Source organism: Castellaniella sp. MT123 (genome assembly GCF_039614765.1).
In the GTDB taxonomy this organism is placed as follows: Bacteria; Pseudomonadota; Gammaproteobacteria; order Burkholderiales; family Burkholderiaceae_B; genus Castellaniella.
On record NZ_CP154879.1, the window covers coordinates 2,368,435 to 2,386,925 of the forward strand.

Sequence of the window (18,491 nt, forward strand, 5' to 3'; positions counted from 1 at the left end):
CGCGCCCTCTGGAAAGGGCGCGCGGCAGCCGGTTGGCCGGGCATCGTCGAACCGGCTCCGGCGGGAATGACGAACGATCAGCAGCGCTCGTAGATCCCCGCCGCACCCATGCCGGTACCCACGCACATGGTCACCATGCCGTACTGCAGGTTGTGGCGGCGCAGGGCGTGGATGGTCGTGGCGGATCGGATGGCGCCCGTGGCACCCAGCGGGTGACCCAGAGCGATGGCGCCACCCATCGGATTGACCACGTCCTCGTTCAGCCCCAGATCGCGGATGACGGCCAGGGACTGCGCGGCAAAGGCTTCGTTCAGTTCGATCCAGCCCATCTGGGCCAGCGTCAGGCCGGCTTTCTTCAACGCGGCCGGAATGGCTTCCTTGGGGCCGATCCCCATGATGTCGGGCGGCACACCACGCACGGCAAAGGACACGAAACGCGCCAGCGGCGTCAGATTGTGTTCCTTCAGTGCGCGTTCCGACACCACCAGCAGCGCGCCGGCGCCGTCCGAGGTCTGCGAACTGTTGCCCGCCGTGACGCTGCCTTTGGCGGCAAACACCGGACGCAAGCGCGCCAATGCTTCCAGGCTGGTGTCGGCACGCGGACCTTCGTCCAGGGTCACGGTATGGCGGGTTTCACGGACTTCCCCCGCGGCCAGATCCGGGATCCGACGCACGATTTCCACCGGCAGCATCTCGTCGGTGAATTCCCCGGACTGCTGCGCCGCCAAGGCACGCTGGTGCGATCGCAGGGCAAAGGCATCCTGATCCGCGCGGGAAACATCCCAGCGCTCGGCGACCTGTTCGGCGGTCGCGCCCATGCCATAGGCGATCCCGATGTTGTCGTCGTTCAGGTAGACGTCCGGGCTGAACGAGGTATTGATCCCCATGGTGGGTACGAGACTCATGGATTCGGTGCCGCAGGCCAGCATGACGTCGGCCTCGCCCACACGGATGCGGTCGGCCGCCATGGCGACAGCCGTCAGGCCGGACGCGCAGAAGCGGTTGACCGTGACGCCGGCCACCGACGATGGCAGATCGGCCAGCAAGGCGCCGATGCGCGCCACGTTCAGCCCCTGGGGGCCTTCTGGAATGGCGCAGCCGACGATGGCGTCCTCGATGGCGGCTGGATCCAGGTTTGGCGCCTGGGCCAGCACGCCCCGGATAACCTTGGCCAGCAGATCATCGGGACGGGTGTGGGAATACATGCCGCGCGGGGCCTTGCCGATGGGCGTGCGCGTCGCGGCAACGATATAGGCTTGTTGAAGGGCTGTCATCGAAGGTCTCCTTAGTTGCGGACGGGCTTGCCGGTTTGCAGGAGGCCGGCAATGCGCTCCTGGGTCTTGGGATTGGCGAGCAGGCCCAGGAAGGCCTGGCGTTCCAGCCTCAGCATCCAGGCCTCGTCCACCAGGCTGCCCGGATCGACGTCGCCGCCGCAGATGACGGTCGCAACTTCCAGACCGATGTGAAAGTCGTAATCGCTGATGTAGCCGCCCACCTGCATGTTCACCAGTTGGGCACGCAGAGTGGCGATGGCGTCGCGCCCAGCCACCGGGAATCGCGCGGGCAGTGGCGGGCGATAGCCCTGCCCGGCCAGATTGGCCGCCTCGCGCACGGCGACGGACAACAGCTCGTGGCGATTCATGACGATCGGATCGGAATCCCGCAGATAGCCGATCTCGCGCGCGTCCAGCGCGGACTTCGACACGCGGGCAGTCGCCACCGCCTGCACGAAATTCTTCACGTAGGCCAGCAGCGGCGCATCGGGTGCCGATTGCGCCTGGATCTCGGCCGCGCGACGGGCGCTGTAGGTCATGCCGCCGGCGCCCGGTACCAGACCGATCCCGACTTCGACCAGCCCGATGTAGGTTTCAAAATGGGCCACGCGACGGGCGCAGTGCACGGACAGCTCGCAGCCCCCGCCCAGAGCCAGACCGGCCACGGCCGCCACCACGGGGACCTGGGCATAGCGCAGGCGCAGAACCATGTCCTGCATTTCCTTCTGGATGGGCTCGACCGCCTTGACGCCGCCCGTCATGAACGCGGGCAGCATGGCCTTCAGGTCGGCACCGGCCGAAAACGGGTCTTCCAGCTGGCCGATCACCATGGCCTTGTAGTTCTGCTCGGCCAGATCGACGGCATGGACCACGCCGCGCACCACATCGGGGCTGAGCGTATGCATCTTGGTCTTGAAGGACGTGATGAGCACGTCCTGCGGGTGCGGCGCGGGCAGCGTCCAGCACAGCACGGCATCGTTCTCGTAGACGACGGTGGGCACGATGGCCGGACCCTCGCCCACCAGGCGCGGGGCGCCGATCTGGCGCTGGTAAACCGCCAGCGTGCTGCGCGGTACATAGGCATTGCGCGCGGGGCTGAAGGACCCTTCCGGCGTATGCACGGCTTGCTTGTCCCACACCGGGCCGCTGGTCGCCCAGGCCGGCAGCGGGGCGGACGACAAGGTCTTGCCGGCTGCAATATCCTCGTTGATCCAGGTGGCAACCTGCCGCCAGCCGGCGGCCTGCCAGATCTCGAAGGGGCCGAAACTGTGGCCGAAGCCCCACTTCATGGCCTGATCCAGCTCGCGCGCGCTGTCGGCGATGTCGCCCAGGTGCACGGCGCTGTAGTGGAAGGTATCGCGCAGCACGGCCCAGACGAATTGCGCCTGCGGATGATCGGAATCATGCAGGGCCCGCAGGCGGGTGGCGGGGTCGCGTTCCTTCAGGATTTCCTTGACCTCGTCATCGGCCTTCTCGCTGGACGGCACGTATTGGCCCGCGGCGGGGTCCAGGCGCAGGATCTGCTTGCCTTCCTTCTTGAAGAAGCCGGCCTTGGCCTTCTGGCCCAGCGCGCCCTTTTCGATCAGACCCGCCAGCACGGGCGGGATCGCAAAATACGCATGGAAAGGATCGTTGGGCAACTGCTCCTTCATCGTGTCGATGACGTGCGCCAGGGTGTCCAGGCCTACGACGTCGGCCGTGCGGTAGGTGCCGGATTTGGCGCGGCCCAACCGGGTGCCGGTCAGGTCATCGACCAGTTCGTAGGGCAGATCGAAGGCTTGCGTGTGATGGAACACCGACAGGATGCCGAACACGCCGATCCGGTTGCCGATGAAATTGGGTGTGTCCTTGGCGCGCACGACGCCCTTGCCCAGCTGCGACACCAGGAAGGTTTCCAGATGATCCAGCAAGGCTGGCTCGGTGGCGGACGTGGGAATCAGTTCCACCAACGGCATGTAGCGCGGCGGATTGAAGAAGTGCACGCCGCAGAAACGGTGGCGCAGGGTCTCGGGCAGAGCTTCGGACAGGGACGTGATGGAAAGGCCCGACGTGTTGCTGGCCACGATGGCGTGGGGGTTCAGCGCCGGGGCCAGCTTGTGATACAGGTCGCGCTTCCAGTCCAGGCGTTCGGCAATGGCCTCGATGACCACGTCGCAATCGGCCAGCAGAGCCAGGTCTTCATCGTAATTGGCCGGGGTGATCAGGTCGGCCAGCTTGTCCACGCCCAGCGGCGCGGGGTTCAGTTTCTTCAGCTGGGCGATGGCGCGCTGCACGATGGCGTTCTTGCCGCCCTGGCCATCGTCTTTGGCCAGATCGAACAGCACCACCGGCACGCCGGCATTGACGCAATGGGCGGCGATCTGAGCCCCCATGACCCCGGCGCCGCACACCGCCACTCGGCGGATGAACAGGGGGGCGGACTGACTGGTTTGCATGATAGGTTGTCCTCTCGCAATGATGGAAGATCCCGACTGGGCGGCTCTGTAGCGTGTTTCTTGTCCCGCAGCCGATCGTTCGATTGTCGCTGATTTACGCGGAAAATTCAAACGATCGTTTGAATTTATGGATGTGCATCGCATCCGTATAATTAGGGACACACCCCACCGTCCAGACGGCCCGTCCCTTCATCCACATTATGGCCCGCCTTCCCCGTCTTTACGCACCGCGCGTCCCACAACTGGTGCAGGCGCAGTTCGCCTACCCGCTGGCACGACCGGATGCCCCGGTGCCAGGACCCGCGCTGGACCGGATCCACGCCTGGCTCGGCGAGGAAACCCGCGGCCTCGCGGACGGGCGGACGGAATCGGCACGCCCCGACGGCGACCCGAATCCGTCCGGCGACAAACCGGCCACCGCGATCCACGCCTGGGCCATACTGCCGGACGGGATCACATTGCTGGCCACGCCGGGCGATGCCCAGTCATTGCCGTACCTGATGCAAGGCCTGGGCCGACGCATGGGTTCCGGACTGATGCGCACCCGCGTCTACACGAGCCGCTATCACAATGCCCTGCTGGAACCCGGACGCTGGGTACTGCCCGCCATGGTCTGGGTGGAATCCCTGGCGGTGATGGCCGGCTACGTGACCAGCGCCACACAATGGCCATGGTCCTCGGCCGCCGAACACGCCGGCCTGGCGGCGATCAGCCGGCCGCCATCCGGAGACCGGAACGCCGACGCCACGATGCCGCTGACCGACCACCCCGATTACTGGCGCGAAGGCGACACCCCGTTTTCCCGCCAGGCCGCGTGGCGCAAGCGGCTGGCCGATGGTCTGGCCGAACCCCAGCGGCGGCAGATCGAAGCCGCCCTGCATGGTCAGTGGGCACTGGGGGAAAAGATCTTTCTGACGCACCTGGGGCGGCTGGCGTCCCGGCGCGTCAGCCCGGCGCCACGCGGCCGCCCCCGAAAACCCGTATGACCGGACCCGCCCAACCCTAGCGCACTGCATCTTCATGCCCTCTTCGCCCATCCCGCCAACCGGCCCCCTGCCGCACTATCAGCGCTTGCTGCGCCGCCGCTGGCTGCTGACGGCGCTTCTGGCAGTCATCATCCTGATATCGATTCTGGCGGACTTCATGCTGGGGCCGTCGGGGCTGGGCTGGGCCGATCTGAGCCAGGCCCTGTTTCACCCGTCCCAGGCCGTTCCGACGACGCGGGTGATCGTCTGGGACATCCGCCTGCCCTATGCGCTGATGGCGGTCGCCGTCGGTCTGGCCCTGGGCCTGGCGGGCGCGGAGATGCAGACCATCCTGAACAACCCGCTGGCCAGTCCGTTCACGCTGGGGCTTTCGTCGGCGGCCGCCTTCGGCGCATCGCTGGCGATCGTGCTGGGCCTGTCGCTGCCAGGCGTGCCGCAGTCGTGGATGGTGGCGGCCAATGCCTTCGTGTTCGCCCTGCTGTCGGCGCTGATGCTGGATCTGGTTGCCCGCTGGGGCGCCATGAGCACCTCGGGGCTGATCCTGTTTGGTATCGCCCTGGTGTTCTCTTTCAATGCCGCCGTCTCGCTGGTGCAGTTCGTGGCCAGCGCCGAAGCCCTGCAGGGCCTGGTGTTCTGGACCATGGGCAGCCTGGCGCGCTCGTCGTGGCCAAAGCTGGGTATCCTGCTGCTGACGATCCTGATCCTGCTGCCGCTGTCGCTGCGCGACACCTGGAAACTGACCGCCCTGCGCCTGGGCGAGGACCGCGCCGCCAGCTTCGGCATCGACGTGCCGCGCCTGCGGCTGACCGCGCTGGTGCGTATCAGCATCCTGGCGGCGCTGGCGGTGTCCTTCGTCGGCACGATCGGCTTTATCGGCTTGATCGCCCCGCACATCGCCCGGCGCCTGTTTGGCGAGGACCACCGCTTCTACCTGCCGGGCAGCGCCCTGGTGGGCGGCACGATCCTGTCGCTGGCCTCGATAACCTCGAAAAACATCGTGCCCGGAATCATCGTGCCGGTGGGGATCGTGACCTCTCTGGTCGGCGTCCCCTTCTTCCTGGCGGTCGTGCTGCGCCGTCAGGTGAAATGAGGACGACTTCGTCATGCTTCGGATCCAGGACCTGTCAGTCGCCTACGGCCATCACACCGTCATCCGGGACCTGTCGGTGGGGCCCCTACGGCCTGGCCACGTGGTCTCGCTGCTGGGGCCCAACGGCAGCGGCAAATCGACGCTGCTCAAAGCCGTGGCGGGACTGCTCAAGACCGTACGGGGCCAGGTGCTGCTGGACGGCCAGGATCTGACGCGCCTGTCGTTCGAGCGACGGGCGCAAAGCGTGGTCTACCTGCCGCAATCGCTGCCGGCAGCCGTGCATCTACGGGTGTTCGAATCGGTCCTGGTGGCTGCCCGCGCGTCGGATCTGGATCCACGAGCCCAGGCGGCCAGCCCGCAGCGCATTCTCGACGTGCTGACTAGGCTGGGTATCGAGCATCTGGCCATGCACTATCTGGATCAGCTCTCAGGCGGACAAAAGCAGCTGGTGGGCCTGGCGCAGGCGCTGATCCGCACGCCACGCCTGCTGCTGCTCGACGAGCCCTTATCCGCCCTGGACCTGAACTATCAGTGTCATGTGATGAACCTGCTGCGCCAGGAAACCCAGGAGCACGACCTGATCACCCTGATCGTGCTGCACGACCTGAATGTCGCCCTGCAGCGCAGCGACGACGCGCTGCTGATCCAGGCTGGCAAACTGGTCGGCCATGGCACCCCCGACCAGGTGATCACGGCCAAATCCCTGGCGCAGGTCTACCAGGTAGACGCCCGGGTCGAGACTTGCTCTCGCGGGCTTGCCCATGTGCTGATCGATGGCCTGTGCGCGCCACCGGCGCCTCATCAGACAGCGCGCGACAACATCCGATAAATATTTTTTGATTGTGCCATTCGGGTTTCCCCGCATCCATCAAAACCTCGAATCAATATTTAATTCATATTTTTCATTTGAATAAATATGTCCCCAATTAACTTAATAAGCATATTCAATCCTTATAAATAGGGACGCATCATGAAAAAACCTATTGTCGACAAGACCATGGCGGCGTAATTTTCTGATTCCACCTTCGCGGTGGGGCTTCCTGTTCCGGACGCCACATTCCACCGAGCACAGACGCCGGCCCCCGTTTCACCCTTTCGAGTCTCGCCATGACCCAACCCGCCTCCTGTCCCCCCGGCCTGCCGGCCGCCCAGGGTCTGTACCACCCCGAATACGAACATGACGCCTGCGGCGTGGGTTTCGTCGCCCACATCGAGGGCAACAAAAGCCATACCATCATTCAGCAGGCGCTGAGGATCCTGGAAAACCTGGATCACCGGGGCGCAGTCGGCGCGGACGAACTGATGGGCGACGGCGCGGGCATCCTGCTCCAGATCCCGGACCAGCTCTACCGCGAGGAAATGGCCGCGCAGGGCGTAACCCTGCCGCCCCCCGACGACTACGGGGTGGCGATGGTCTTCCTGCCGAAGGAAACCGCATCCCGCCTGGCCTGCGAACGCGAACTGGAACGCGCCGTGCGCGACGAGGGCCAGGTGGTGCTGGGCTGGCGCGACGTGCCCATCGATCACGACATGAAGATGTCGCCCACCGTGCGTGCCTGCGAACCGGTCATCCGCCAGCTGTTCATCGGCCGCGGCCCGGACATCATGGTGCCCGACGCGCTGGAGCGCAAACTCTACGTCATCCGCAAGACCGCCAGCCACGCCATCCAGCGCATGCAGCTGGCGCACGGCCAGGAATATTTCGTGCCGTCGATTTCGGTGCGCACGGTGGTCTACAAAGGCTTGCTGCTGGCCAACCAGGTCGGCGTCTACTACCGCGACCTGGCCGACACGCGTGCCATTTCGGCGCTGGCCCTGGTCCATCAGCGTTTTTCCACCAACACCTTCCCCGCCTGGCCGCTGGCGCACCCCTACCGCATGATCGCGCACAATGGCGAGATCAACACGGTCAAGGGCAACTTCAACTGGCTGCGCGCCCGCGAAGGGGTCATGACCTCGGCGGTACTGGGCGAGGATCTGGGCAAACTCTACCCGATCGTCTACGAAGGCCAGTCGGATACGGCCACCTTCGACAACTGCCTGGAACTGCTGGTCATGTCTGGCTATTCCCTGGCCCATGCCATGATGATCATGATTCCCGAGGCCTGGGAACAGCACGCCGACATGGACGAGTCGCGGCGCGCCTTCTACGAATACCATGCGGCCATGATGGAGCCGTGGGACGGCCCGGCGGCGGTGGCCTTCACCGATGGGCGCCAGATCGGCGCCACGCTGGACCGCAACGGCCTGCGCCCGGCGCGCTACCTGATCACCGACGACAAGATGGTGATCCTGGCATCCGAAGCCGGCACACTGCAGATCCCCGAGCACCGCATCGTCAAGAAATGGCGCCTGCAGCCGGGCAAGATGCTGCTCATCGACCTGCAGCAGGGCCGCATCATCGACGACGAAGAGATCAAGTCGCAACTGGCCAATGCGCACCCCTATCCGCAGTGGATCCAGCGTCTGCGCATGAAGCTCGACGACCTGCCCGCCCTGAAGTCCGACGACCTGCCCGAAGCCACCGCCAGCCTGCTGGACCGCCAGCAGGCCTTCGGCTGGACGCAGGAAGACTTCAAGTTCATCCTGGAACCCATGGCCACGAGCGGCCAGGAGGCCATCGGATCGATGGGCAACGACGCGCCGCTGACGGTGCTGTCGGACCGCCCCAAGCCCTTCTACAACTATTTCCGCCAGATGTTCGCGCAGGTGACCAACCCGCCGATCGACCCGATCCGCGAGCAGCTGGTCATGTCGCTGGTGTCCTTCATCGGACCCAAGCCCAATCTGCTGGACATCAACAACGTCAACCCGCCGCTGCGCCTGGAAATCAGCCAGCCGGTGCTGGACCAGGCCGCCATGGCGCAATTGCGCCACATCAGCCAGCAGACCAGCGACAAGTTCCGCTGCTGCGAGCTGGACATCACCTATCCGGTCGCCTGGGGCCGTGAAGGCATCGAGGCATGCCTGGCATCGCTGTGCGCCAGCGCCGCGGACGCCGTGCGCAGTGGCGACAACATCCTGCTGCTGAGCGACCGCAAGGTGGATGCCGATCACGTTGCGATCCCCGCCCTGCTGGCCACGTCGGCCATCCACCAGCACCTGATCCGCGCCGGCCTGCGCACCAAGACCGGCCTGATCGTGGAAACGGGTTCCGCACGCGAGACCCACCATTTCGCCCTGTTGGGCGGCTATGGCGCCGAAGCCGTGCACCCCTGGCTGGCGCTGGAATCACTGACGGCGCTGGAATCCAGCATTCCCCACGCCACGGAAAACTACATCAAGGCGATCGGCAAGGGCCTGAAGAAGGTCATGTCCAAGATGGGCATCTCGACCTACATGTCCTACACCGGGGCCCAGATTTTCGAAGCCGTCGGCCTGCACAACAGCCTGGTGAAAAAGTACTTCACCGGCACCCCCAGCAACATCGAAGGCATCGACATTTTCCAGGTGGCCGAAGAGGCCCTGCGCACGCATCAGGCGGCGTTCGGCAACAGCCCCGTCCTGGCCGACCGGCTCGACGAAGGCGGCGACTATGCCTTCCGGATTCGCGGCGAAGAGCACCTGTGGACGCCGGACTCGATCGCCAAGCTGCAGCACGCCACCCGCGCCAACAACTATTCCACCTTCAAGGAATACGCTCAGCTGATCAACGATCAGTCCAAGCGCCACATGACCCTGCGCGGCCTGTTCGAATTCCGCGTGGACCCGGCGCAGGCCATTCCACTGTCCGAGGTCGAGCCCGCCAAGGAAATCGTCAAGCGCTTCGCCTCTGGCGCCATGTCGCTGGGTTCGATCTCCACCGAAGCGCACGCAACCCTGGCGGTCGCGATGAACCGCATCGGCGGCAAGTCCAACACCGGCGAGGGCGGCGAGGACGCGCTGCGCTATCGGAGCGAGATGCGCGCCGGCAAGCCGACCGTGCGCAAGGGCGACACAATCGCCTCGGTCCTGGGCAAGGACCGTGTCGTGGCCGACATTCCGTTGGCCGCCGGCGATTCGCTGCGCTCGCGCATCAAGCAGGTCGCATCCGGGCGCTTCGGCGTCACGGCGGAATACCTGTGCAGCGCCGACCAGATCCAGATCAAGATGGCCCAGGGCGCCAAGCCGGGCGAAGGCGGCCAGCTGCCGGGGCACAAGGTCACCGACTACATCGCGCAACTGCGCTATTCGGTGCCGGGCGTGGGCCTGATCTCGCCCCCGCCGCACCACGACATCTACTCCATCGAGGACCTGGCGCAGCTGATCCACGACCTGAAGAACGTCAACGAGCAGGCCTCGATCTCGGTCAAGCTGGTGGCCGAGGTCGGCGTGGGCACGGTGGCCACCGGCGTGGCCAAGGCCAAGGCCGACCACGTGGTCATCGCCGGCCACGACGGCGGCACAGGGGCCTCTCCCGTGTCGTCGATCAAACACGCCGGGATCCCCTGGGAACTGGGCCTGTCCGAAACGCAGCAGACCTTGGTCCTGAACCGCCTGCGCAGCCGCATCCGCGTGCAGGCCGACGGCCAGATGAAGACCGGCCGCGATGTGGCGATCGCCGCCATGCTGGGCGCCGACGAATTCGGCTTTGCCACCGCGCCCCTGATCGTGGAAGGCTGCGTCATGATGCGCAAATGCCATCTGAACACCTGTCCGACCGGCGTCGCCACCCAGGATCCGGTGCTGCGCAAGAAATTCAACGGCAAGCCCGAATACGTCGTGAACTACTTCTTCTTCGTCGCCGAGGAAGTCCGCGAAATCATGGCGCAGTTGGGTATCCGGCGCGTCGACGACCTGATCGGCCGCGTCGATCTGCTGGACATGCGCAAAGGGATCAATCACTGGAAGGCCCATGGCCTGGATTTCAGCCGTATCTTCCATCAAGTCCAGACCACCGATTCGGTACACAACACCGACAGCCAGGACCATGGCCTGGCCCACGCGCTGGATCATCAGCTGATCGACCGCAGCAAGGCCGCCCTGGAACGGGGGGAAAAGGTTTCCTTCATCACGCCGGTGCGCAATCGCAACCGCACCATCGGCGCCATGCTGTCGGGCGAGGTCGCCCGGCGATACGGCCACGAGGGGCTGCCGGAAGACACGATCCACATCCAGTGCAACGGCGCGGCAGGCCAGAGCTTCGGCGCATTTCTGGCGCACGGCATCACCCTGGATCTGGTGGGCGAAGCCAACGACTACGTCGGCAAGGGCCTGTCGGGCGGCCGCCTGATCGTACGCTCGCCCAATGATTTCCGCGGTTTCGGCCCGGATCACATCATCGCGGGCAACACGGTGCTGTATGGCGCCACTGGCGGCGAGGCCTATTTCAACGGCGTCGCGGGCGAGCGCTTCGCCGTGCGCAACTCGGGCGCGGTGGCCGTCGTCGAAGGCACGGGGGACCACGGTTGCGAATACATGACCGGCGGCACCGTCGTCGTGCTGGGCGAGACCGGACGCAACTTCGCCGCAGGGATGTCGGGTGGGGTTGCCTACGTGTGGGATCCGGAGCACATCCTGGTCCGGCGCTGTAACCCCGACATGGTCCACCTGGACCCGATGAGCGCCCACGACGCCCAGCAGCAGGCGGGCGACAAGCAGTTCTGGCACCACCAGACCCGCGACAGCGAACGCGAGACCGATGAAACGATCGTGCGCCGGCTGGTGGAGAACCACTTCCGTCACACGGGCAGTTTCCGCGCCCGCGAAATCCTGGACGACTGGAACCAGGCGCGCAGCGCCTTCGTCAAAGTCACGCCGATCGAATACCGCCGCGCACTGGGCGAACTGTGGCAGGCCGCCCAGACCCGTGACCTGGCCGCCTGAAGGAATACCGCATCATGGGAAAAATCACTGGTTTCATGGAATTCGCCCGGGTCAAGCCTGCGTACGAGGCGCCGGAATCCCGTCTGCACCACTGGAAGGAATTCGTCTCTCCGCTGACCGACGAAGAGGCCCGCATCCAGGGGGCCCGCTGCATGGACTGCGGGGTGCCGTTCTGCACGCACGCCTGCCCGGTCAACAACATCATCCCCGACTGGAATGACCTGGTCTACAAGCAGGACTGGAAGCGCGCGCTCGACACACTGCTGTCGACGAACAATTTTCCGGAGTTCACCGGCAGAATCTGCCCCGCGCCGTGCGAGTCCGCCTGCACGCTGAACCTGAACGACACCGCGGTCGGCATCAAGTCCATCGAGCACACGATCATCGAGCGCGGCTGGAAGGAAGGCTGGGTCGTGCCACAGCCGCCCTCGCGCAAGACGGGCAAAAAGGTCGCGATCGTAGGCTCCGGCCCCGCCGGCCTGGCCTGTGCACAGCAGCTGGCACGCGTCGGCCACAACGTGTCGGTGTACGAAAAGAGCAACCGCATCGGCGGGCTGCTGCGCTACGGGATCCCGGACTTCAAGCTGGAAAAGATTCATATCGACCGCCGGCTGGCTCAGATGGAAGCCGAAGGCGTGGAATTCTTTCCCTCGACCTACGTCGGCAACCCCGGTGACGCCGATGACGGCCTGACGGTCATCACCCCCGACGATTTGCTGGCGACACACGACGCCGTGGTGCTGACCGGCGGCAGCGAGCAGCCACGCGATCTGCCGGTGGCTGGACGCGAGCTGCGCGGCGTGCACTTTGCCATGGATTTCCTGCGCCAGCAGAACAAGATCAACCATGGCGACCGGATCAGCAAACCGATCAATGCCAAGGGCAAGCACGTCATCGTGATCGGCGGGGGCGACACGGGTTCCGACTGCGTGGGCACCAGCAACCGCCAAGGCGCGGCCTCGGTCACGCAATTCGAACTGATGTTCCGCCCGCCGGAAGAGGAAAACAAGCTGCTGACCTGGCCGTACTGGCCGATCAAGCTGCGCACCTCATCCTCGCACGAGGAAGGCTGCCAGCGCGACTGGGCGGTCGGCACACAGGCCTTCGAGGGCAAGGGCGGCAAGGTCGAGAAGCTCGTCGCCACCCGGCTCGAATGGCTGAAGGACAAGGCCACCGGCCAGATGAAGATGCGCGAGGTGAAGGATTCGCGCTTCGAAATCCAGGCGGATCTGGTGCTGCTGGCGATGGGATTCGTGTCGCCGATGCGCTCGGTACTGGATGCGTTCGGCGTCGAGGTCGACGGTCGCGGTAACGCGCGGGCGAACACGAACGATTACTGCAGCAACCGGGAAAAAGTCTTTGCCGCCGGCGATATGCGGCGCGGCCAGTCGCTGGTGGTCTGGGCGATCCGCGAAGGCCGTCAATGCGCGCGGTCGGTGGACGAGTATCTGATGGGATCGTCGGTGCTGCCGCGCTGACTGCCGGCGGGCCCGGCGTCCGGCAATGCCGGCGTCAGACCCGCCAGGCGCTGTCCGCTCAATGCGGCAGCTGGACCTCCTGCCAGCCGGGATGGTCGAAATATTCGCTATAACGATTCAGCGCCTGCGCCAGGCGAACGACACCGTCGGCGCGGGGCTGGCCCGCCTGCTTGCCGCCGATGACTTCGGCACCGTTGACCATATCCGCCAGAATGACGTGCAGGGCGGCGTCGGCTTGCGGCGTCAGCTTGCAGTTTTCGACGATATAGGCGAATTCCTGATTGGCTTTCGTACCCAGCGCGTCATATTGCGCGTCGGTCAAGGTGCCGGCATGGGCCGCCGGCAGACTCTGGTTGACCGCCTGCGCCAGATTGCCCATGGCCCGACGCAACGGGGCATCGGTCGCCCATTTCTGACCATGATCCAGGGTCAGCGCCGTCGATGCGGCAGAACCATGATCATGCGTTTGCGCTAGCGTGGGGCCGGCGGACAAGGCGAGGGGCAGGGCGAGGCTCAGGGCGAGCAGAAGGCGGGGGGCTTGGATGGACATGTTTCATCTCCGTGAAAAGGACAAATATCGGTCTGACATCTGCTCTAACGGACCATCCGGAAAAAAGTTCCATCCATCCCGCAATCGCCACCGTCAAGGATGCGGCGCTGTCTGGTGCAGGCGCTCCGCCTGGGTGGCCTGGCCTGCCTGCGCGGCATATTCCTGCATCAACAGGCTCCTGAGGACATCTTGCTGATGGGCATCCAGCACGCCACGTTCGGCCAGCAACTGGCGAATCACGCGTTTCTGCTGACTGTCCTGCAAGGCGGCGATCCGCTCCTGGATGCTGGCCAGGCGCGCCTCGTCCGGGTGCGCGGCAAAGATCTCATCCAGCAAGGCCTGACGCTGCACGCGGATGGCCGCCCAGTTCCCGGCCAGGTCGCTCACGAACGGCCCCTCGAGCGCGGTCCAGGCTGTCCGTTGCGCGGCCGACAGGTTCAGGCGCTGCGCCAGGGGCGCCATGGCCTCCTGCCGGTCCTGCGCGGGACCGAGCCAGTGGCGCTGAACGGCCGTGGCCAGGAAACCGACATTGAGGGCCAGGGAGACAGCCAGCAATGTGTTGCGGAGTCGGGCTGTCATGTGCGCTCCCGGGGGGTTCCGCACAAGCCGGCCGCGGCACACAGCCCGCCCGGGGGCACCGGATCAAAACTGTCCATCCGCGCCGTCACTGCCAGGGACTGCGCGGGCCCCGCCACGGGCAAGGACCAGTCCGCCAGTCCGACGCCAGCCGCCAAAGAAGCCGCGACCGCCAGCCCGGCCGGCAGCTGCGTCCACCAGGACGAGCCGTCCCGCCAGAATTTCCAGCGGAAGCGGCCGCGCGAGGAAACCGTCGGGGACGCCTTCCAGGCACCGGACAGGTCTGACGCCCCACCCGGGTCGGGCAAGGCCCGCAGGTCGGCGGACAGGGATTGGAGCACCGCCAGTTCCGCTGCGCAGATGGGGCAGGACCGGACATGCCCCAGGATCTGTGATCGTCGCCTGTCCGTGCATTCCGGATCGAGGCTGGCGGACAGCAATAGCGTGTGGGGACAAGGCATGGATATTTCCTCGGTCAAGTTCTCAGGGCGGCGAGCAACGCCGTCCGGGCACGGGCAATACGTGAGCGCACGGTGCCCAGGTTCAGATCCAGCGTGTGCGCAATATCCTCATAGGACATTTCCTCGATCTCGCGCAGCAGCAGGACCTCGCGATGCGCCGGCGCCAGAGTGGCCAGAGCCCGTTCCAGCTCGCGCGCCCTTTGTCGGGTTTCAAGCTGCTTTTCCGGTCCGGGGGCGGGGTCCGGCACGTCGAGACCCTCGTCCAGCGGCTCCAGGCGCACATGTTTCGCACGCCGCAAGTGGTCCAGCGCCAGGTTGTGTGCAATCCGGAACAGCCAGGTCAGGAACCGCGCCTCCGGTTGCCAGGTCCGGATCGCCTGGTAAGCCCGCAAAAAGGTGTCCTGCGTCAACTCGCGCGCGATTTCCGGGACCCCGATCAACCGCACGAGATAACGATGGACGGCGCCCTGATGCCGCGTTACCAGCCAGGCATAGGCGTTCGCATCCCCGGCACTGGCGCGCACCGCATAGCGCATATCCTCGAGGTCGGCATCCGCGTTCACCCCTTCTCCAACGAATGGCGGCGCAAAAAGTTCCCGCTCGACTGATCCCGGTGACAAGGGCGTCTCGGCCCCACTGATCAGCACAGGTACAATGTTAAACCGATGCGGCCAATTGACCCCCGATGAGTTCAACCAATCCCACCGATCCTGTCGTAACCTTCGCCGGCGCCTCGTTAGGCTACGGAGACTTCACCGTGTTGCGCGACATCGACCTGCAGGTCATGCCGAAACAGGTCGTGGCCATGATGGGCGGATCCGGATCGGGCAAGACCACGCTGCTGCGCGCCGCGACCGGCCAGCTGCAGGCGCAATCCGGGCGCATCACGGTCTTTGGCCAGGATATGGCCCGGATACACGGCGAACCCCTGCGCGAACTTCGCCAGCGCATGGGCGTCTTGTTCCAGGGCGGCGCACTGTTCACGGACTTGAACGTCTTCGAGAACGTCGCCTTTCCGTTGCGTGAACACACCTGCATTTCAGAACAACAGATTCTGGAACGCGTCCTGGATAAACTCCAGGCGGTCGGCCTGCGTCATGCGGCCCACCTGCGCATCTCGGAAATTTCCGGCGGCATGGCACGGCGCGTCGCATTGGCCCGGGCTATCGTGCTGGAACCCGAACTGATCCTGTACGACGAACCCTTCGCGGGCCTGGATCCGATTTCCCTGGGCATCACGGCGCAGCTGATCCGCCGCATGACCGACACACTGGGCTGCGCCTCGATCCTGATTACCCACGACGTCGCGAAATCCTTCCCCATCGCGGACCAGATCTATCTGATCGGACAAGGACGGTTGATCGCCCATGGCACGCCAGCCGAGCTCTCCGCCTCCCGGGACGAGTACCTGCAACAATTCCTGGAAGGCCGGCCCGATGGCCCCATCGGATTCCACTACCCGCTGACGCCGGCCTTCGAGCGCTGGTTCGCGGCACAACGGGGAACCGCATGAATCGCCCCTCTCTTCATATTGCCTCCCTGGGCCACAATTTCGTGTCGATGGTGGTCGGCCTGGGCGCCTTCGTCCGCCTGTTCTTCGCCATCCTGGCCCGCAGCGGCATCCTGTGGCGCCGTCCTCGGCTGACCGCCCAGCAGGTGCACTTCATCGGCAATCACTCGCTGCTGATCATCAGCGTGTCCGGCTTGTTCGTCGGCTTCGTTCTGGGGCTACAGGGCTATTACACACTGGAACGCTATGGCTCCGAGGAAGCCCTGGGCCTGCTGGTTGCGCTATCGCTGGTGCGCGAACTGGGTCCGGTGGTCACGGCGCTGCTCTTTGCCGGCCGGGCCGGCACGTCGCTCACGGCCGAGATCGGGCTGATGAAAGCGGGCGAACAGCTGTCGGCCATGGAGGTCATGGCCGTGGACCCGGTGCGCCGGGTCCTGACGCCCAGATTCTGGGGGGGCGTGATTGCCATGCCGGTGCTGGCGGCGGTCTTTTCCATGGTCGGCATCCTGGGGGGCTGGTTCGTCGGCGTCGTGCTGATCGGCATCGACCCAGGGGCCTTCTGGTCGCAGATGCAGGGCGGGGTCGACGTGGTAAAAGACGTGCTCAATGGCGTCATCAAGAGCCTGGTGTTCGGCGTCGTGGTCACCCTGATCGCACTCTACCAAGGCTGGACGTCCCGGGCTACCCCGGAAGGAGTGTCCCGGGCCACCACCCGCACGGTGGTCAGCGGCGCGCTGGCCGTGCTGGGGCTGGATTTCCTGTTGACGGCGCTGATGTTCGCGCACTAAGGATCGATTTTCATGACACGCGAAAAAACGGATTTTTGGGTTGGCCTGTTCATTCTGCTGGGCCTGATCGCTCTGGTGTTCCTGGCCCTGCGCGCCGGCAACATGAGTTCTTTCTCCTTCGCGCCGACATACCAGGTGCATGCCGATTTCGACAACATCGGCGGGCTGAAGGTGCGCGCACCGGTCAAAAGCAGCGGCGTCGTGGTCGGCCGGGTCGCCTCGGTCGGCTTCGACAACCAGCGCTTCCAGGCAACCGTCACGCTGGACATGGAAAAACAGTACACATTTCCAGAGGATACGTCGGCCTCGATCCTGACATCGGGTCTGCTGGGCGAGCAATACGTCGGCCTGACACCGGGCGGCGAGGACAAGAACCTGGCCGACGGCGGCACGATCCGGTTCACGCAATCGGCAGTCGTACTCGAAGACCTGATCAGCAAGTTCCTGTATAACTCGGCGGAAAAGGGCGGGTCGGCCGCGCCGGCTACGAATGGCGCCCCGACCGGCTCGCCGACGCCACCTGCGGTGCCGTCATCCGGTTCCCCGGCCGGCGCCGCACCTGCCGCCACGCATTAAACGGTTACAATACGCAACCCATTTCGTCCGACGGCTCGTCCGTCGACCGCTTGAACCGTTCCATGACTGCGATCCACACACATCTTCGATCCGTTCCGCGCCGCTCACTGACCCGCGCCAGTCTGGCGCTGGCCTCTGTCGCGCTGATGGCCGGCTGTGCCCAGGTACCCCACCCGTCACCCAACGACCCCTGGGAATCCTATAACCGTGGCGTATACACCTTCAACGACACTGTGGATCGCGCGGTACTGAAGCCAATCGCCACCGGCTACGAAAAGGTCACCCCCCAGCCGGTGCGCACCTGTGTCCACAACATCTTCGGCAACCTGGGCGACGTCTGGTCGGCCGTCAACAGCCTGCTGCAGGGGCGCGGGCGCGACTTCGTGGATACCTTCGGACGCGTGCTGTTCAACACCACGGCAGGTCTGGGCGGCTGCATCGACATTGCTTCCATGCACGGGGCGCGCAAGATCCCCAATGACTTCGGCATGACGCTGGGCGTTTGGGGTTTCGGCCACGGCCCTTACATGGTGCTGCCATTCCTGGGACCCAGCACGGTACGTGATGGCGTGGGCACGGCCGTCACCCTGGCCGCCCCGGTGACCCCGACGGCCGCGGTCTTCGCCATCGACGACATCCCGGTTCGCAATTCGATCCTGGGCTTGTATATTGTGGATACACGGGCCGGCCTGCTGGAAGCCGACCGCCTGGTGGATCAGATCGCCCTGGACAAATACAGTTTCATCCGAGACGCGTATCTGCAGCGCCGCAAGGCTATGCTGGACAGCCGCCGCCAAAGCGAACGCGCCAGCACCCAGGACACGCTGGATCACACCGCCAGCCCTGCCCAGACCGACCTGCCGGTCTACGAGGATCCGGACGCCCAGCCCACCCGGTAGCAACCCGCCGGCGCGGGCCCGGTCCGTCCGTGCCCACGCCGGAAACCCGGGCGCGCGGGACGA

General features: G+C 65.3%; 15 protein-coding genes. 9 read left to right on the plus strand and 6 right to left on the minus strand.

Annotated elements, in window-relative coordinates:
- Nucleotides 1-77: 77 nt before the first annotated feature.
- Together ABCV34_RS11125 and ABCV34_RS11130 are read right to left on the minus strand one after the other, a co-directional pair.
- The gene (locus tag ABCV34_RS11125) at nucleotides 78-1,274 is read right to left on the minus strand and encodes an acetyl-CoA C-acyltransferase (protein ID WP_345796289.1); all 1,197 of its coding nucleotides are present in this window, start codon (nucleotides 1,272-1,274) and stop codon (nucleotides 78-80) included.
- Between the two features lie 11 nt (nucleotides 1,275-1,285).
- Nucleotides 1,286-3,709 (minus strand): 3-hydroxyacyl-CoA dehydrogenase NAD-binding domain-containing protein, encoded by a 2,424-nt coding sequence (locus tag ABCV34_RS11130; RefSeq protein ID WP_345796290.1) that lies wholly within the window; start codon nucleotides 3,707-3,709, stop codon nucleotides 1,286-1,288.
- A gap of 200 nt (nucleotides 3,710-3,909) precedes the next feature.
- Here ABCV34_RS11130 and ABCV34_RS11135 point away from each other — a divergent pair, with 200 nt between their 5' ends.
- The 5 genes from ABCV34_RS11135 to ABCV34_RS11155 all read left to right on the plus strand — a co-directional run bounded on the left by ABCV34_RS11135 (nucleotide 3,910) and on the right by ABCV34_RS11155 (nucleotide 13,068).
- Nucleotides 3,910-4,695, plus strand: coding sequence for a hypothetical protein (locus ABCV34_RS11135; RefSeq protein ID WP_345796291.1), 786 nt, complete (start codon nucleotides 3,910-3,912; stop codon nucleotides 4,693-4,695).
- 34 nt (nucleotides 4,696-4,729) lie between these two features.
- Nucleotides 4,730-5,785, plus strand: coding sequence for an iron ABC transporter permease (locus ABCV34_RS11140; protein WP_345796292.1), 1,056 nt, complete (start codon nucleotides 4,730-4,732; stop codon nucleotides 5,783-5,785).
- 13 nt (nucleotides 5,786-5,798) lie between these two features.
- Nucleotides 5,799-6,614, plus strand: coding sequence for an ABC transporter ATP-binding protein (locus ABCV34_RS11145; RefSeq protein ID WP_345796293.1), 816 nt, complete (start codon nucleotides 5,799-5,801; stop codon nucleotides 6,612-6,614).
- Between the two features lie 278 nt (nucleotides 6,615-6,892).
- A complete protein-coding gene (locus ABCV34_RS11150) occupies nucleotides 6,893-11,590 on the plus strand; it encodes a glutamate synthase-related protein (protein WP_345796294.1) in 4,698 nt (1,565 codons plus the stop codon).
- Nucleotides 11,591-11,604: 14 nt separating this feature from the next.
- A complete protein-coding gene (locus ABCV34_RS11155; protein ID WP_345796295.1) occupies nucleotides 11,605-13,068 on the plus strand; it encodes a glutamate synthase subunit beta in 1,464 nt (487 codons plus the stop codon).
- Between the two features lie 58 nt (nucleotides 13,069-13,126).
- Here the strand turns inward: ABCV34_RS11155 and ABCV34_RS11160 are convergent, their stop codons facing one another.
- From ABCV34_RS11160 to ABCV34_RS11175, 4 genes are all read right to left on the minus strand, one after another.
- Nucleotides 13,127-13,618, minus strand: coding sequence for a hypothetical protein (locus tag ABCV34_RS11160; protein ID WP_345796296.1), 492 nt, complete (start codon nucleotides 13,616-13,618; stop codon nucleotides 13,127-13,129).
- Between the two features lie 93 nt (nucleotides 13,619-13,711).
- Nucleotides 13,712-14,197 carry a periplasmic heavy metal sensor gene (locus ABCV34_RS11165; protein WP_345796297.1) on the minus strand — a complete coding sequence of 162 codons (486 nt, stop codon included), beginning with the start codon at nucleotides 14,195-14,197 and terminating at the stop codon, nucleotides 13,712-13,714.
- A complete protein-coding gene (locus tag ABCV34_RS11170; protein ID WP_345796298.1) occupies nucleotides 14,194-14,655 on the minus strand; it encodes a hypothetical protein in 462 nt (153 codons plus the stop codon). Before ABCV34_RS11170 ends, ABCV34_RS11165 begins: the two co-directional genes overlap by 4 nt.
- A gap of 14 nt (nucleotides 14,656-14,669) precedes the next feature.
- Complete coding sequence (locus tag ABCV34_RS11175; RefSeq protein WP_345796299.1) at nucleotides 14,670-15,218, minus strand: sigma-70 family RNA polymerase sigma factor; 549 nt, start codon at nucleotides 15,216-15,218, stop codon at nucleotides 14,670-14,672.
- Nucleotides 15,219-15,340: 122 nt separating this feature from the next.
- On the opposite strand from ABCV34_RS11175, the gene ABCV34_RS11180 reads away from it, so the two are divergent.
- From ABCV34_RS11180 to ABCV34_RS11195, 4 genes are all read left to right on the plus strand, one after another.
- Nucleotides 15,341-16,168 carry an ABC transporter ATP-binding protein gene (locus tag ABCV34_RS11180; RefSeq protein ID WP_345796300.1) on the plus strand — a complete coding sequence of 276 codons (828 nt, stop codon included), beginning with the start codon at nucleotides 15,341-15,343 and terminating at the stop codon, nucleotides 16,166-16,168.
- Nucleotides 16,165-16,953 carry a lipid asymmetry maintenance ABC transporter permease subunit MlaE gene (gene mlaE, locus ABCV34_RS11185; protein WP_345796301.1) on the plus strand — a complete coding sequence of 263 codons (789 nt, stop codon included), beginning with the start codon at nucleotides 16,165-16,167 and terminating at the stop codon, nucleotides 16,951-16,953. Before ABCV34_RS11180 ends, mlaE begins: the two co-directional genes overlap by 4 nt.
- A gap of 12 nt (nucleotides 16,954-16,965) precedes the next feature.
- Nucleotides 16,966-17,529: an outer membrane lipid asymmetry maintenance protein MlaD gene (gene mlaD, locus ABCV34_RS11190; RefSeq protein ID WP_345796302.1), complete on the plus strand. Its 564-nt coding sequence runs from the start codon at nucleotides 16,966-16,968 to the stop codon at nucleotides 17,527-17,529.
- 62 nt (nucleotides 17,530-17,591) lie between these two features.
- Nucleotides 17,592-18,428, plus strand: a complete 837-nt coding sequence (locus tag ABCV34_RS11195) for an MlaA family lipoprotein (RefSeq protein WP_345796303.1) — start codon at nucleotides 17,592-17,594, stop codon at nucleotides 18,426-18,428.
- Nucleotides 18,429-18,491: the final 63 nt, after the last annotated feature.

Coding starts and splice junctions, on each gene's coding strand:
- ABCV34_RS11150 (WP_345796294.1), top strand. CDS start 6,893: ATGACCCAACCCGCCTCCTGTCCCCCCGGCCTGCCGGCCGCCCAGGGT.
- ABCV34_RS11135 (WP_345796291.1), top strand. CDS start 3,910: ATGGCCCGCCTTCCCCGTCTTTACGCACCGCGCGTCCCACAACTGGTG.
- mlaE (WP_345796301.1), top strand. CDS start 16,165: ATGAATCGCCCCTCTCTTCATATTGCCTCCCTGGGCCACAATTTCGTG.
- ABCV34_RS11170 (WP_345796298.1), bottom strand. CDS start 14,655: ATGCCTTGTCCCCACACGCTATTGCTGTCCGCCAGCCTCGATCCGGAA.
- ABCV34_RS11145 (WP_345796293.1), top strand. CDS start 5,799: ATGCTTCGGATCCAGGACCTGTCAGTCGCCTACGGCCATCACACCGTC.
- ABCV34_RS11160 (WP_345796296.1), bottom strand. CDS start 13,618: ATGTCCATCCAAGCCCCCCGCCTTCTGCTCGCCCTGAGCCTCGCCCTG.
- ABCV34_RS11140 (WP_345796292.1), top strand. CDS start 4,730: ATGCCCTCTTCGCCCATCCCGCCAACCGGCCCCCTGCCGCACTATCAG.
- ABCV34_RS11130 (WP_345796290.1), bottom strand. CDS start 3,709: ATGCAAACCAGTCAGTCCGCCCCCCTGTTCATCCGCCGAGTGGCGGTG.
- ABCV34_RS11180 (WP_345796300.1), top strand. CDS start 15,341: ATGAGTTCAACCAATCCCACCGATCCTGTCGTAACCTTCGCCGGCGCC.
- ABCV34_RS11155 (WP_345796295.1), top strand. CDS start 11,605: ATGGGAAAAATCACTGGTTTCATGGAATTCGCCCGGGTCAAGCCTGCG.
- ABCV34_RS11165 (WP_345796297.1), bottom strand. CDS start 14,197: ATGACAGCCCGACTCCGCAACACATTGCTGGCTGTCTCCCTGGCCCTC.
- ABCV34_RS11125 (WP_345796289.1), bottom strand. CDS start 1,274: ATGACAGCCCTTCAACAAGCCTATATCGTTGCCGCGACGCGCACGCCC.
- ABCV34_RS11195 (WP_345796303.1), top strand. CDS start 17,592: ATGACTGCGATCCACACACATCTTCGATCCGTTCCGCGCCGCTCACTG.
- mlaD (WP_345796302.1), top strand. CDS start 16,966: ATGACACGCGAAAAAACGGATTTTTGGGTTGGCCTGTTCATTCTGCTG.